10 protein-coding genes are annotated in these 14808 nt (G+C 49.3%); 3 read left to right on the plus strand and 7 right to left on the minus strand.

From position 1 onward, the window contains the following. Positions 1 to 2: 2 nt before the first annotated feature. The 3 genes from KOD92_RS00400 to KOD92_RS00410 form a co-directional block, all read right to left on the minus strand. A complete protein-coding gene (locus tag KOD92_RS00400) occupies positions 3 to 3332 on the minus strand; it encodes a TonB-dependent receptor (protein WP_215231548.1) in 3330 nt (1109 codons plus the stop codon). Between the two features lie 195 nt (positions 3333 to 3527). Then, a complete protein-coding gene (locus KOD92_RS00405) occupies positions 3528 to 4655 on the minus strand; it encodes a FecR family protein (RefSeq protein WP_215231549.1) in 1128 nt (375 codons plus the stop codon). 118 nt (positions 4656 to 4773) lie between these two features. After that, positions 4774 to 5382, minus strand: a complete 609-nt coding sequence (locus KOD92_RS00410; RefSeq protein ID WP_215231550.1) for an RNA polymerase sigma factor — start codon at positions 5380 to 5382, stop codon at positions 4774 to 4776. 244 nt (positions 5383 to 5626) lie between these two features. Between KOD92_RS00410 and KOD92_RS00415 the strand changes: the two genes are divergently transcribed. The 3 genes from KOD92_RS00415 to selD are packed head-to-tail and all read left to right on the plus strand — an operon-like array spanning position 5627 to position 8154. Then, positions 5627 to 6064, plus strand: coding sequence for a rhodanese-like domain-containing protein (locus KOD92_RS00415; RefSeq protein WP_215231551.1), 438 nt, complete (start codon positions 5627 to 5629; stop codon positions 6062 to 6064). Between the two features lie 7 nt (positions 6065 to 6071). Next, positions 6072 to 7112 carry a tRNA 2-selenouridine(34) synthase MnmH gene (mnmH, locus tag KOD92_RS00420; protein ID WP_215231552.1) on the plus strand — a complete coding sequence of 347 codons (1041 nt, stop codon included), beginning with the start codon at positions 6072 to 6074 and terminating at the stop codon, positions 7110 to 7112. 4 nt (positions 7113 to 7116) lie between these two features. Next, a complete protein-coding gene (gene selD / locus KOD92_RS00425) occupies positions 7117 to 8154 on the plus strand; it encodes a selenide, water dikinase SelD (RefSeq protein ID WP_215231553.1) in 1038 nt (345 codons plus the stop codon). A 26-nt stretch (positions 8155 to 8180) separates the two neighbouring features. On the opposite strand, the gene KOD92_RS00430 is transcribed toward selD, so the two are convergent. The 4 genes from KOD92_RS00430 to KOD92_RS00445 form a co-directional block, all read right to left on the minus strand. Then, on the minus strand, positions 8181 to 9650 hold the full coding sequence (locus tag KOD92_RS00430) for a DUF1501 domain-containing protein (RefSeq protein WP_215231554.1): 1470 nt from the start codon (positions 9648 to 9650) through the stop codon (positions 8181 to 8183). 7 nt (positions 9651 to 9657) lie between these two features. After that, entirely contained in the window at positions 9658 to 12936 is a 3279-nt protein-coding gene (locus KOD92_RS00435; protein ID WP_215231555.1) for a DUF1553 domain-containing protein, read from the minus strand. A 130-nt stretch (positions 12937 to 13066) separates the two neighbouring features. Beyond that, positions 13067 to 13750: a GNAT family N-acetyltransferase gene (locus KOD92_RS00440; protein WP_215231556.1), complete on the minus strand. Its 684-nt coding sequence runs from the start codon at positions 13748 to 13750 to the stop codon at positions 13067 to 13069. Positions 13751 to 13858: 108 nt separating this feature from the next. Then, complete coding sequence (locus KOD92_RS00445) at positions 13859 to 14716, minus strand: sugar phosphate isomerase/epimerase family protein (RefSeq protein WP_215231557.1); 858 nt, start codon at positions 14714 to 14716, stop codon at positions 13859 to 13861. Between the last annotated feature and the right edge of the window lie 92 nt (positions 14717 to 14808).

The following is a 14808-nucleotide window of genomic DNA, read 5'->3' on the forward strand; positions in this document are numbered from 1 at the left end:
TACTAAAACCTTACATCTAATCCCACGGTATACACTTTCATCTGCGGGTACCAGCCTGCATTGCCCACCGGAGCCTCCACGTCGAATCCCGGCCAGAACTTGTCGAACGTGAACATATTCTGTCCGCTCGCGTAGATCCGAAGCTTTTGCACCTTGTTTTTTAGGAGCGATTGCGGAATGGTGTAGGCGAGCTGAATGTTTTTTATCCGCAGATAAGCGGCATTTCTCAGCCAGTAAGAAGAGTTCTGAATGTTGTTGGTTTCGTTAAAAGCAAGTCTCGGAAACTCGGCGTCGGTATTATCCGGCCGCCAGCTGTCGCGCTGCGATTCCTGAATGGTACTTCCCTCAAAAAACGGCATAATTCCGTGGCCGCTCAGGTAACCGTCCACTTTACCTACCCCTTGGAGGAACACCGAAAGGTCGATGCCTTTGTAGCCGAAATCGAAGTTTGCGCTGTAATTGTACCGAGGGATATTGCTGCCGATTACCTGCTGATCGAGGTTATTGATAATACCATCGTCATTCAGATCACGGTATCTGATATCGCCCGGCGCTACATTGCCAAACTGTTTCGCGTGCTCTTTCACTTCGGTTTCGGTCTGGAAAAAACCGTCGGCTACATATCCGTAAAACGAGCCGATCGGGTAGCCTTCGTTGCTCACCTGCAGGCCGCTCCGCTGCACGCCGCGCATATCAACGACCTTATTTTTTACATCGGAAAAGTTGACGGAAACATTGTAGGTAAAGTCTTCAATCCGGTCGCGGTAACCCAGCGAAACGTCCCAGCCTTTGTTACGCACCACGCCCGCATTCTGGTAAGGCGCAGTGAGGCCGATCATCGTCGGAATGTCCAGCCGGAGCAGAATATCGTCGGTGCGGCGCATGTAATATTCAGCAGTCACATTCAGTTTTGACCATAAAGTCAGGTCAAGACCAAAGTTCGTCGCGGTAGTCGATTCCCAGCGGATCGCAGGGTTTGCCATTTCATTCAGCGAGGCACCGGTAATGTTTTTTCCGTCAAAAATGTAGTTACTGCTGCCAATACCGATAAATGCGGCGAAAGGATAGAGCCCGATGTTCTGGTTACCCAGCTTTCCCCACGAAGCTCTCAGTTTCATGTCTGTCACAACATTTGACAAACCACTCATGAAAGACTCTTCGATAATTCTCCAACCCGCAGAGAATGAAGGAAATACCGCATATTTATTTCCCGTCGCAAACCGTGAAGAACCGTCGTAACGCGCATTCGCCTCAAACAGATATTTCTCTTTGTAATTGTAATTCAACCGGCCAAAATAGGATTGCAAAGCCCAGTGCTCCGCAGAACCACCGGTACGCTCGTTTTCCCGGTTACCAGCGTTGATCTCCTGATAATCAGGCAACAAAAACACTTCGCGATAAACTGAGATCCACGCATTGCGCTGGTCTTCGCGCTGAAAACCGCCTAATACAGTCAGGTGGTGATCGCCGAATGTTTTGTCGAACGTGACCAATGCGCGCAGGTTATTGTACCACTCCCGGCTTGAACTCTGCGAAAGCGAATTTCTCGCAGGTACCGCATAACTCGGCGATCCGTCCCAGCGGTAGGTCTGGACCGTATTATTGAATGTTTTGTTAAAAGGAAGGTTGAACTTCGGCGCGTAGATCAGATTGGCAGTCAGCCAGGAAGTAGGCTTGTAAGTAAGGTTTAAGTTAAGGATCGAGCTCAGCGAAGATTCCTGCGTCAACCCTCCGTCCTTCGCTCTGGCAAGCGGGTGATCTCCGTTCCAGCCTTCTCCATATTTACCCGAAGAAAGGATCCCGGCCTGGTTTGCAGGAATGCGGCGCATCCAGTGAAATACGTATCCAGCACCCGAAGAAGGCTCGGTAAGGTCGGTGCGACGGAGGAAAATGTCCATCGACGTACTCAGCTTCTTCCCGATCTTGGCGTCGGTATTAATCCGCAAATTATAGCGTTTGAAGTTCGTATTCGGGATAATTCCATCCTGATCCAGGTAGCTGAATGAACCCAGTACCTTCACCTTGTCATTCCCCCCATTGACCCCGATGTAGTGACTTTGCATAAACCCGCTGTTTTTCAAAGTCATTTTCTGCCAGTCTGTATCCGGAAACTGGTCGCGATCGGTAGGTCCCTTTGTGAGGTAATCCTGAATATACTGCTCGGTATATAACGGGCTTCTGCCGGTGTTTGTGTAAGCTTCGTTGATGAGGTTAATATGGTCTATCCCGTTCACTTTGTCGGGCGTGTCGGTCGGGGTTTGCCAGCCAGCGTACATATTATAATTCACACTCATTCCTTTTTCACTGCCGCGCTTGGTGGTGATCAGGATCACGCCATTTGCAGCCCGCGAACCGTAAATGGCAGCGGAAGAAGCATCTTTCAGGATAGATATATTCTCAATTTCGTTTGGGTCAATGTTGTTGATAGCCGATTCAACGCCGTCCACAATCACGAGCGGGTCCGAATTTCCGGTCGTACCCACTCCCCTGATCCGCAGTCCGGCACCGTCGCGGCCCGGCTGTCCCGAACGCTGGGTTACGGTAAGACCTGGCACGACGCCCTGCAAGGCAGCCGAAGTCTGCCCAACCGGCCTCCTGGTCAGTTCTTCTGAGGTTACCACGGACACTGAGCCTGTGAGATTAACCTTTTTCTGCGTTCCGTAACCAACTACCACCACTTCCGACAGACTTTTATCCTCAGGTACCAGGCTCACGGTAAATGCAGCCTGCCCATTGATCGCCAACTCCTGGCTGGTGTAACCCACAAAGCTGAATACCAGCATTGCATCCGAAGGCGTATTGTCTGGGATATTTAACTGAAAAAACCCTTCCGAATCCGTTGTCGCGCCAATTTGCGAGCCTTTTAAAACCACACTTACGCCCGGAAGTCCGCGCTGGGCTTCATCTAAAACTTTTCCAGAAACGTTCTTTTTTGGTGCGCCGTCCGGAGCTTTTTCATCGGGAAAATTTCCTAGTCGTTTTAAAATGATAATTTTACCTGAAACCTCGTATTGCAGGTTCAGCGGCGTAAGAACATTGTCAAGTACTTCATACAAAGGCTTTTGCTTTATATCGATCGACACTTTCCGGGCGGATTTGATCAGCTTTGAACTAAATACAAACCTTACTTCCGCCTGCTTTTCGATCTGGCTTAGTACCTTTTTTACTTCACTGCCGGTCGCGCTCACAGATATCTTCTGCCCCAGTAGCGACTGGGCACTTCCCTCCCGCGCATAGCCGGTCCCTATAAACATCAGGGCAAAAATGAGTTGGGTAGCTGTTATTCTCATCGTCCACAACAGTACCTTTCGGTACATAAAGGTTTTTTTCATAGATTTGATTGTTTTGTTATGATAGAAATTAGGCAAAACAGACCCCTGCCTCCATTGCGGAGGATATGACGCCAAATCATTCAGGGGAGTATCGGAGCCGGTGATGCGGGAACATTGCCGGCTCTTTCTTTTTGGGGATTTAGTTAAATTTCCTGTCTCGTATACGCGCTTTGTTTTAGGTTGGATAAATGGAAACTAAATATCGGTTTTGCATCCTTTACTATTGATAATGATCTGACCGTCAACGATCTCGTAAGTAGCTTCAATGGCTTTACAAATGATCGTCAGCTTGTCGTGCAGCGGCTGGTTGTCCAGCGTCGCGGTGATCGGGCACCCGCTCAGGAGTTCTTCGTCAAACAGAATCGCAATTCCGTACGCTTTCGCGATCGCGCCAAAAGCCTCGCTCACCGGCGTATCTTCAAATTGGAACTGGGGAATATTGGCTTTCGAAACAATGATCGCGGGCCGCTCTACCAGCGTCTTGACCATTCTGATCTCATTCCGCTCAAAAATCACTTTCTGGTTCGGCGACAAGATCACACCTTCCGTCTCCCGGCGTGTAGCAGCATTCAGCCGGTCGGTTCGCGTTGATACTGAAACGCGGCCGGTTTTCACTTCCACCGTCACTTCGCGGCTCGTCGGGTAAGCTTTGATCAGGAAACTTGTTCCTAATACTTTGGTAACCAACTCGTTGGCATAGACGATAAACGGTCTTTCAGGATCTTTGGAAATATCAAAAAACGCCTCACCGGTCAGGTAAACTTCTCTTTGTGACGCTTCAAAGGTGGACGGATAACGCAGACTGCTGCCCTTTTTTAGTGTGATCTTACTCTTGTCAGAAAGCCTGATCGTAATCGGCGCAGAGCCCGTATTGACCTTTTCGAGCATCGCTACCACCGGTTCCATCGGTTTGACGGTATCAGGAACCACTTCTGTCACAGCCAATTGGGGCGCGGGAGTACGATAAATCCGGATCGTCCAGCCTATTGCGAGCAGAAGAATCACCGAAGCCGCAATGCGGAACCACCAGGATTGATAAAAACGGTTGGGTAAAGTATATTCCTCTTCCTGCGCGGGTTTTGCAATGCGGCCCATTGCCGCCGCAATTGTGTCACTGACTTCACGCTCGGGTAGATTGGTTTCATTCACACGGAGCGCCAGAACCAGCTGCCTGGCCTGCGCGACTGTCGCTTCACAGTCGGGATTGGCGGCCAGCCAGTTGTTCCATTCCGTATTCGATTCCCTGGTGGGTGTCAAAATCCATTGCCTGAAAAAAGGGTCCCAGACAAAATCATCCACCCCAAAATTTTTGTATTGTTCCATATCAGTACTTGCGTCCGAATGGCTATAGACAAGAACAGGCGCGGGATACCAAAACTTTTTTAAATTTTTTCTGAGAAAAATATAAAAAGCTGAGAATCAATATAATAAAGAAGCGATTTTATATAAGGATATGCATTAAAAAGAAGATAGGAAGCGTGACGCCCCAGTAATTTTTGAGTTGCTTGATTGCAATTTGAAGTAAGTTGGAAACGGTTTGGGGGGAAATATCCATGATCTCGGAGATCTGCGTCCGGTCCATTTCCTGGAAAAATTTGAGGTAGATAACCTCCTTCTGGCGAGTTGGGAGCTGGTCGAGCAGATGTTTCAGTTTATTGGCCAGGACAATGGTGGATTCGTGTTCAATATAATCCTGTTCTACCGAAAAAGCGATCTCGAAGTTTGCCTCCTGGTTATCCTTCGAAATATCCAGAATCGGAAACCGCGATTGCTGGCTTCGGTGCATGAGCCGGCGAAGCGACGCCATTAGATAAGGTCTCACAACGACCTCGTGACTCAGTTTCCGCCTCTTTTCCCAAAGTATCAGAAACAGATCCTGAATCGCATCTTTCACAAATTCCTTATCCCTCGAAAACTTGCTGCCGTAATGGAACAATCCCTGAAAATGCATGGACATCAGCTGCTCGAATGCATCAACATCCCCCGCAATAAATCGCTGCCAGGTGCTGTTGTCGTCAGGTGCATCAGTGCGGTGGAAAGGCAATTTCATTGGAATTCCTGAGTTAGGTACTCAAAATAAGCACATCGTACCTGTAAATCACAATATTTTTTATTAAATCATTTCAATAAAAGCCAACTCCCGCGCTTTTCGAATGCAGCACGTTTGTTGGTTGACGAATGAGTTAGTCGGCGTGGTCGGGATATTCCTGCCGAATGAATTAACTTGCCATTGGAAACAGGACTATTGCCCAACGATTCCATCGTTTAACCCATTAATTTAGAAACCGGAGATTATGAAAAATAGAAAAAACCTGCAATTTATTCTCGTGGCCTTTGGGATTTGCTGCGCCAGCTTCATAGCAATTCACGAAGAGCCCTGGAACGTGTTCCAGCTGATGGAACCAAAGGCGCTGGTGGATATCATTACAGATCCAACTCAAAAACAACCATTAGTAATCAGTATAGGGCCGGCTGGATTGATCAAAGGTGCCGTAGAGGCCAATCCTGCAAAGGATAAGGAAAACCTGACCCAGCTCCGCGAGCGACTGTCAAAAGAGCCGAAAGACAAGCAAATCGTGTTGTACTGCGGCTGCTGCCCATTTAAAGACTGCCCTAATATCCGCCCTGCTTTCAGTTTATTAAATGATATGGGTTTCAAAAATCACAAGTTGCTGAATCTGCCCACAAACCTGAAAGTGAACTGGATAGACAAAGGTTACCCGATGAACTGATAGCGGCATGATCAGGAACATCACTTTTGACGAATTCATAAAACTCGATATTCCGGTACCACTCGCCGATGTACGTACCCCGGCAGAATTTGCACACGGACATATTCCCGGTGCATTTAACCTGCCGCTTTTCAGCAACGAAGAGAGGGTGGTTGTGGGCACTACCTACAAGCAGGTCGGACGCGAGGCGGCGATCATGCTGGGTTTTGACCTCACCGGGCCAAAATGGTCGGGCTATATTAAAAAAGCGCTGGAAGTGGTACCTGAAAAACGGGTTGGTGTGCATTGCTGGCGCGGCGGGATGCGGAGCGTGGCGATGGCCTGGGCGCTTGACCTGTACGGATTTGAAGTCTATCTGATCGAGGGCGGCTATAAAAGTTACCGCAGATGGGCCCTGAATTTGTTCGAGAAACAATACCAGGCGCTCCTGCTCGGCGGAATGACCGGCTCGGGAAAAACCCGGATTCTGAATGAACTCGCTGGGCGCGGCGAACAAATGATCGACCTGGAAGACCTTGCCCGGCACCAGGGATCTGCATTTGGATCCATGAACAAAATGGTGCAGCCAACGCAGGAACAATTTGAGAATGAGCTGGCTTTCCGGCTGAAAGACATCGACGCTCAGCAGACCGTTTGGCTCGAAGACGAAAGCCGTAATATTGGTAAGCTGACCATTCCTGCACCGCTATGGCAACAAATGAGCTCAGCGCCTGTGATTGACCTGGAAGTAGATTTGAAAACACGCATTGCCTCGCTGGTCGACGAATATGGACAACTCGACAAAGATTTCCTGATCAACTGCACCGAACGTATTCACAAGCGCCTCGGCCCCGTGCAGACCAAAGATGCGATCTCGGCGATCCGTGAAAACCGGATGGACGAATTTATGCGGCTAGTGCTGGTATACTACGACAAGACCTACCGGAACAGTCTTGCAAGAAAAGCACAAGACCGGCTTTTCCACCTCAACGTCAGGGATGCGGACGCGGCGCACCTGACCGAACTCATTCTTGCTATTTCAAAAACAATCTCGTTTTCGAAGATATAGATAAATGGAAGACATTAAACTCACGCAATATTCGCACGGAGCCGGCTGCGGCTGCAAGATCAGCCCCGCTATTCTGGACAAAATCTTACATAGTCCCGTTACCTTTCAGCCCGATGCGCGACTGCTGGTCGGTAATGACAAGCGCGACGACGCGGCGGTGCTGGACCTGGGCAACGGAACTGCGCTGATCTCTACCACGGATTTTTTTATGCCTATTGTTGACGATGCCTTTGATTTTGGCCGCATTGCCTCTGCCAATGCAATCAGCGATGTGTATGCAATGGGCGGGAAGCCAGTGCTGGCGATCGCAATCCTCGGCTGGCCGATTGACAAGCTGGCCCCCGAAGTGGCACAGAAAGTACTGGAAGGCTCGCGGGCTGTGTGTGCGGAAGCAGGTATTACCCTGGCAGGCGGACATAGTATCGATTGCCCGGAACCCGTTTTTGGGCTGGCAGTCAATGGAATAGTCAATATTCCGCAATTGAAACAAAACTCCACTGCGACGGCGGGGTGTCGACTGTACCTCACCAAGCCACTTGGCGTAGGTATCCTGTCTACTGCTCAAAAGCGCGGATTGCTTACGCCGGAAGATGCGGCAGTTGCATTGAAAAGCATGGTAATGCTCAACAAGCTAGGTGAAAATTTTGGCCAGATGGAAAGCGTGCACGCAATGACCGACGTGACCGGTTTCGGCTTGCTGGGCCACCTTTCGGAAATGTGTGAAGGCAGCAACTTGTCGGCTGTGATTGAATTTCAAAATGTTCCTGTGATTGGAGGCTTAGCAAAATACCTGGATCAGCAATGCTATCCCGGCGGCACGCAGCGCAACTGGGCAAGCTACGGGCACAAGATCGGGCCGGTAACGGACGAACAGAAATATATTTTGGCCGACCCACAAACCAGTGGCGGCTTGCTGGTGGCTGTTTCGGAAGAAGGAGCAGCTGATTTTGAAGCAAACACAGCAAGACTGGGCCACCAGTTTACTTCTTTCGGCTGGCTGGAAGCGAAGAGCAGCGGCAATCCATTGATCCGCTTGTCGTAATCCTTACTAATGCGACAGAATTAGAATCAGGCGATAAGTGCCTGTACTACCTTGCCGTGCACGTCGGTAAGCCGGTATCGGCGGCCCTGGTGTTTGAATACCAGCTTCTCATGATTGAGCCCGAAAAGGTGCAAAAGTGTCGCCTGGAAATCGTGCACGTGAACACCGTTTTTGACCACATTATAACTAAACTCGTCTGTCTCGCCATACACCTGGCCCGTTTTCACGCCGCCGCCCGCCATCCACATGGTGAAGCAGCCGGGATGGTGGTCGCGGCCATAATTATCGGCTGTCAGTTTGCCCTGAGAAAAGCTCGTCCGGCCAAATTCTCCTCCCCAAACAACCAGGGTATCGTCTAATAAACCGCGCTGTTTCAAATCTTTCACCAATGCGGCCGAAGCCTGATCCACGTCTTTGGCCTGTTTCGCAATGTTTTTGGGCAAATCGCCGTGCTGGTCCCAGCCCATGTGGTAGAGCTGGATAAATTTCACATCCTTTTCCGCCATGCGGCGCGCGAGCAGACAGTTGGCCGCAAATGTACCCGGCTTGCGAGCGTCTTCTCCGTACATTTCGTAGATATAGTCCGGCTCTTTCGTCACATCCACCGCCTCGGGAACCGAAGTCTGCATTTTGTAAGCCATTTCATACTGACTAATCTTGGACTGGATTTCGGGATCGCCCCAGAGGGTATATTGATGCTCATTCAGCTCCTTAATATGGTCCAACGCACGCCGGCGGTCGTTTTGATGCACGCCGTAGGGATTTTGCAAATACAGAACGGGGTCTTTTCCCGCCCGCAACTGCACGCCCTGGTGGTGCGAAGCCAGAAATCCATTTGCCCAGGCCGCAGTACTCAGCGGCTGGTCACTCACTCCTTTTGAGATCAATACCATATAATGCGGCAGGTTCTCATTATCGGAACCGAGCCCGTAACTAAGCCACGATCCGATCGACGGGCGGCCACTTTGCTGCGAGCCCGTTTGCACGAACATTACAGCCGGCTCGTGGTTAATCGCCTCTGTATAAACCGATTTGACAATACAAAGCTCATCCACAATCTTGGCGGTGTGCGGCAAAAGCTCACTCACCCACGCACCGGACTGACCATATTGCTTGAAATCAAAGATTGATTTAACAAGTGGAAATGTCGATTGCCCCGCCACCATGCCCGAATTCCGCTGGGTACCGCGTATGGAATCGGGTATTTCCTGCCCGTGCCACTTCGCCAGTGCAGGTTTGTAGTCAAATGTTTCCAGCTGCGACGGGCCGCCGCTCTGGAAAAGGTAAATAATGCGTTTGGCCTTCGGCGCGAAATGGGAGCCTTTGATGAAATTTGTGGGATCAATACCTTCATCGGCCATTTCCCGGCGCTTTTCACCAGCTGGCATTCCTGCTTGCAGAATGCTTGAAAGTGCAAAAGATCCGAAACCGAGACCGGCTTTTGTCAGAAAATCCCGGCGGTTCAATTGCGTCAATACCTTTTTTATATCCTCCATAATGCCGTTATTTTCTCGTAAAACCTTCGTCTGTATTCATGATCGAATTGGAAACCGTGGCCAGCGCGGCAATCTCTGCCGGTTTCAATTTCTTGTCCCAATCCAGTTCTCCCGTACTCAGGTAAGCCAGCGCGTCGGCTGGTTTTGCATGGAAACGTTGCAGTTCTTCGGTATAAAATCTTGCTAATATCCGCTTTTCAGTAACATCCGGTTTACGGCCCGTAATCAGCCTGAAAACTTTATCGACGGGCTCAGCGTGGTCGGTTTCTTTTTCACGTAACACTTTCTGTGCCAATACCCTGGCCGATTCAATATGCTGCGGATCATTGAGTAAAACCAATGCTTGCAGAGGCGTACTCGTCGAGCGGCGTTTTACTACGCATTCACCGCGTTCGGGCGCATCGAAGATCAGCATGGACGGCGGTGGAGAAGTCCTTTTCCAGATCGTATACAAGCTTCTGCGGTACAGTCCTTCACCGGGTTCCTGCAAATATTTGTAACGCCAGGACTTATCACTCAGCTCATCCCAGATTCCAGCCGGCTGGTACGGATATACACTTTTCCCACCTAATTTATTTACCAGTAAACCACTGATCGCAAGCGAATTATCCCGGATCATTTCTGCGGTAAAGCGGAACCGCGCGCCTCTTGCCAGCAAAGTATTTTCCGGATCATGCGCGATGAGTTTCGGATTGGTTTTGGAAGTTTGCCGGTAAGTCGCCGAAAGCATGATCTGCTTGTGCAGCCGCTTGATATTCCAGCCGGAATCCATAAAATCGATTGCAAGCCAGTCGAGCAGCTGCGGGTGTGAAGGCAGGTTACCCTGGTTACCAAAGTCCGCCGCCGATTTCACGATCCCGTTCCCGAAATGCATTTGCCAGATCCTGTTCACAAAAACCCTGGCAGTAAGTGGGTTGTTTTTGTCAAAAAGCCACTGCGCGAGTCCGAGTCTGTTCTCCGGAAATTTTCCTTTAAATGGTAAAACACTTTCCAGGGCTCCCGGTGTGACCTGTTTTCCAGGCGCATTATAAACGCCCCTGTTCAGCAGGTAAGTTGGCCGCGGATTCGGCAGGTCGCCCATTACCATCAGTTCTGGCACTGTATTGATCAATGCATTCTGCTGTTCCAATATCGTTTTCAAACTATCTCTTAAAATCCTGTTTTTTGTATTGAAATTGGCAAGATAGAATGCTTTCACCAGCTCTTTGTCTGACTGACTTTTAGGCTCTTGAACGGATTTTACAGCCTCTTCCGGGTTGCTGCCGTACAATACTTCCAGCGCGGTCAGCTCTTTGTTATAGATCTTCAATTCATCCAGTCCACCATCTTTAAAAGGGATCAGCAGGTTGCGTTGACCGACCATAAACCCGTGAAACCCATAGGTATGTGCATCTTTTTCGTACAAAATACCTTTGTACAGATTGTCGTAATCCGTGATAAAATCGGCCCTTTTACCATCGACATAAATCTTCGCCCCCGAAGCTCTGCTGGTTCCATCGTACGTAACTGTAACCCGCGTCCATTTTTTCATTGGAACGGCGGCGACGGTACTCACCTGGATCGCGTTCTGCGGGTAGGAATGCGCGATGATAAATTGCAGCTTGTTATTGGCCAGTCGCAGCGAATATCCCTTGTAACCCAGGCGAATATCTTCACAATGGTAAAAAATGCCTGCGTCGGGATAAACTGTATTTGGATTGATCCACAGATCGACTGAAAAAGGCTCTGTGCGCTCATGCCAGCCTATCTTATGTCCGAGTTTGATGGAATTATAGTCCGTCACGAAATATGCATTTCCCTTTAACCCCGGCTTAAAAACCGCTTCAATGCATTGAGCCGGCTGGTTACTGTTCACCGCATTCGGTGTGGTCACCGTTTTGCCGGAGGTAGTGGTCTTATCAAAAGGATAGTAGGCTACCAGGCCTGCATTCAGCTCTTTTTCGATGTTCCTGGCAGTCAGCTTGTTTACTTGCAGCCAGTTATCAAAATCATTCTCGACTGAAACAGCATTCGCCGAAATCCTGGAATGGATATTATCTGTCTGCTTTGCGATGAATTTCAGCAGCTTTTCATTTTCGTTATTAGTCAATAAAAGCGCCGGGCCGGGTGTCTGATCCGGACCGTATTGCGGGCTGCCTATTTCGTTGGTACTATTAAAAAGGCCGAACATTTTATAGTAAGCTTCCTGACTGATCGGATCATATTTATGATCATGGCACCGCGCACATTGAACCGAAAGTCCCAAAATCCCCTGACTCACCGTCTGCACGCGATCCGCATTGTATTCGACGCGGTATTCCTCAAAAACGATCCCAGCTTCCGAGCTTTTCTTATGAAGCCGGTTAAATGCGGTGGCAAGAATACTTTCCTTGGTTTTGCCCGGAATCAAATCGCCGGCTAACTGCATGGTTACGAATCTGTTGTAAGGTATATTTCGGTTAAATGCGCCAATCACCCAGTCGCGCCAGGGAGAAAAATCCCGGTGTTTATCGTCGAGGTAACCGTCGCTGTCGGCATAACGGGAAACGTCCATCCATTCACTGGCCATTCTCTCTCCGTAAGCCGGCGATTGGAGCAGGCGGTCCAGCAACTTTGCGTAAGCATCAGGGGATTTATCCGAAACAAACCGGTCGATCTCTTCGAGTGTCGGCGGCAGGCCGGTTAGGTCAAAACTGGCGCGGCGGATCAGATCTTCCTTACTCGCCTCCGCCGAAGGTTCCAGTCCTTCTTTTTCCAGCCTCTCCACCACAAAAAGATCGATCGGAGATTTGGCCCAGGCAGTTAATGCTGGTTTCGGTAATGCTGGTTTTTCAGGTTTGATCAGCGACCAGTGCGGCTTGTACTTTGCGCCCTGCTCGATCCACCGCGTCAAAATGGCGACTTCCTTTACCGAAAGTTTCAGGTTAGATTCCGGTGGGGGCATTCTGAGCTCGGGGTCGGTCGAGATCAGCCTCGCATACACGGAACTTTCGCCCAGGTCGCCCGGCACGATCGCGTGGCGACCTTCGGATTTTTTCAATGCAGCAAGAGCGCCTTCCTCCGTATCGAGCCGCAAACCACCTTTGCGGTTTTTCTGATCGGGCCCGTGGCAGGCGAAGCATTTGTCGGAAAGGATGGGTTTGACGTCATAATTGAAGTCCAGCTCACCGTGCAACTCCTCCATAGCGAGCTCCAATTCGGCAGGTTTTTCAACGCCGCAAGAAGCCAGCATTCCCACGGTAAGCCCCGTGAAAATACTTTGGAAAAGTGTTTTTGAAAGTAGCTTTATTTTAAAAAATGCTATCATTTGATCAGGACCCGAGCGTATTACTTATTAAGGTGCTGATCAATTGTATATAATGGTCACATTGGCGAATTAGCAAGAAAAAGTTTGCAAAAGCCCTAATTTTTTGGATTTAACCGGGAAGCAAAAACTTCTATGCCTTTTTGGTCAGTGCGTAAAAGAAGATATTGGTGCGGGTTTTAAAACCCAGGGATTCGTAAACTTTGATCGCTCTTTGGTTCGTAGCCTTTACGTGCAGAAACGGCGTTTCCGACGCACTCAAAATTCGACGGACCTGACGCAGAACAAGTTGGCGCGCGTAGCCTTTTCCCAAATGTCCGGGGTCGGTACAAACTGCGCTGATCTCCGCAAAACCGGGCACATGCAGCCGTTGCCCCGCCATTGAAATCAGCTCGTTATCGTTGAAAATACCTTCATAATGCCCGAAATCGATGGTTCTCGGCAGGAACGGACCGGGGTTGGTCAGCTTAGTGAGGGCGAGCATTTGCGGAATATGCTGGTCTTCCAAGACAACAGGTTTTTCACTCTCGATCTCAGGTGGCACTTCTCCGTGGTATAGCATCTGGTACCCGGGAATACTGATAATATCAGCCCAGGGCGTCGTAATATCCAGTTTTGTATCGGTAACAAATATCACCGTATCGTCGAAAGGCACCGTGAGGTACAGGTCGAGCAGGTTTTCCTGGGTCGGCTCCACCAATGCGACGAAAGGCGAAACGGCAGGTGAAAAACAGGCTGCCGGGCCTGAAATATGTCCCAGATCTGCATTTTCGGTATTCAGCGCGTGCCAGACCGGATTGTCCAGAATGTGTTTCATGGTGGTGTCAGCTATGTTTCAAATGTCGCTAAAACAAACGAATTCGCATTAAATAACAAAAAAAGGCCCAGCCAAAACTGACCGGGCCTGACTCCATTACTGAGCAAATTAGTATGTCAGACTTTTCAGATACGCGATCGTTTGCGGTACTTGTGTGGCATAGCTCGGACTTTCATCTTCAATATAATAATGCTCGATCGCCGACTTTTTGGCTGCTTTCAATATCTCCGGAATATTGAGTTGTCCGGTACCCAGCGCCACATCGTTCGTCACCGGCGTACCGCCCGACAAATTGCCCTCGACACCTTTGCGCAGGTCTTTCATGTGCATCAGTTTGAAACGGGTGGGATATTTTCGCAGTAATTTGGCCGGATCGCCGCCCGGAAAAAACGCCCACAGCAAGTCGAGCTCGAAGTTGACATATTTAGGATCTGATTTCTTGATAATATAGTCCATTAAAGTACCCCTTTTATATTTTTCGAACTCGTAGCCGTGGTTATGATAACAGAACGAAACTCCAAATTCGTCTTTCAAAGTGGCCCCGATCGTATTGAAATCTGCAATTGTTTTATCGGCTAGTTCGAGTGTAAACGGACCATCGTGAGGAATCCAGGCTACACGTACAAACTTGGCACCCAGCGTTTTGGCATTCTCCCCTACCTGCATAGTTTTGTTAAGTGCTTCGTCATAACTCACTCCAAAAGAGGAACACTGCATATCCCGCTCGTCGAGCAGCTTCCTGAGCTCAGCGGCAGTTTTCCCAAAAAGATTGGAAAATTCCATGTCTTTGATGCCGAGTTTTTGCAGCGTATCCAGCGTTGCAGCAACGTCTTTTGCAAAACTGGCGCGGTAAGTATACGACACCATTCCAGGCATTTCGGGAAACAGCGGCTTTCCGTTTTGCGCGAAGAGCGGGCTGGCGGCGACGACGGTGAGGGCGATTAGTAAAAGGTTTCTGAGCTTCATATTCGGTTCGGTTAAGTTTTCCCTGATCAATTTCTGATACGTAACATCTGCATTTTTACCTACATTATCTAAAATTCAGACATTAAATATTC

The organism is Dyadobacter linearis, assembly GCF_907165045.1.
Taxonomy (GTDB): domain Bacteria; phylum Bacteroidota; class Bacteroidia; order Cytophagales; family Spirosomataceae; genus Dyadobacter; species Dyadobacter linearis.

Excerpts from the sequence above, each read along its gene's own strand:
- KOD92_RS00400 (WP_215231548.1), bottom strand. The coding sequence starts at position 3,332 with ATGAAAAAAACCTTTATGTACCGAAAGGTACTGTTGTGGACGATGAGA.
- KOD92_RS00405 (WP_215231549.1), bottom strand. The coding sequence starts at position 4,655 with ATGGAACAATACAAAAATTTTGGGGTGGATGATTTTGTCTGGGACCCT.
- KOD92_RS00410 (WP_215231550.1), bottom strand. The coding sequence starts at position 5,382 with ATGAAATTGCCTTTCCACCGCACTGATGCACCTGACGACAACAGCACC.
- KOD92_RS00415 (WP_215231551.1), top strand. The coding sequence starts at position 5,627 with ATGAAAAATAGAAAAAACCTGCAATTTATTCTCGTGGCCTTTGGGATT.
- mnmH (WP_215231552.1), top strand. The coding sequence starts at position 6,072 with ATGATCAGGAACATCACTTTTGACGAATTCATAAAACTCGATATTCCG.
- selD (WP_215231553.1), top strand. The coding sequence starts at position 7,117 with ATGGAAGACATTAAACTCACGCAATATTCGCACGGAGCCGGCTGCGGC.
- KOD92_RS00430 (WP_215231554.1), bottom strand. The coding sequence starts at position 9,650 with ATGGAGGATATAAAAAAGGTATTGACGCAATTGAACCGCCGGGATTTT.
- KOD92_RS00435 (WP_215231555.1), bottom strand. The coding sequence starts at position 12,936 with ATGATAGCATTTTTTAAAATAAAGCTACTTTCAAAAACACTTTTCCAA.
- KOD92_RS00440 (WP_215231556.1), bottom strand. The coding sequence starts at position 13,750 with ATGAAACACATTCTGGACAATCCGGTCTGGCACGCGCTGAATACCGAA.
- KOD92_RS00445 (WP_215231557.1), bottom strand. The coding sequence starts at position 14,716 with ATGAAGCTCAGAAACCTTTTACTAATCGCCCTCACCGTCGTCGCCGCC.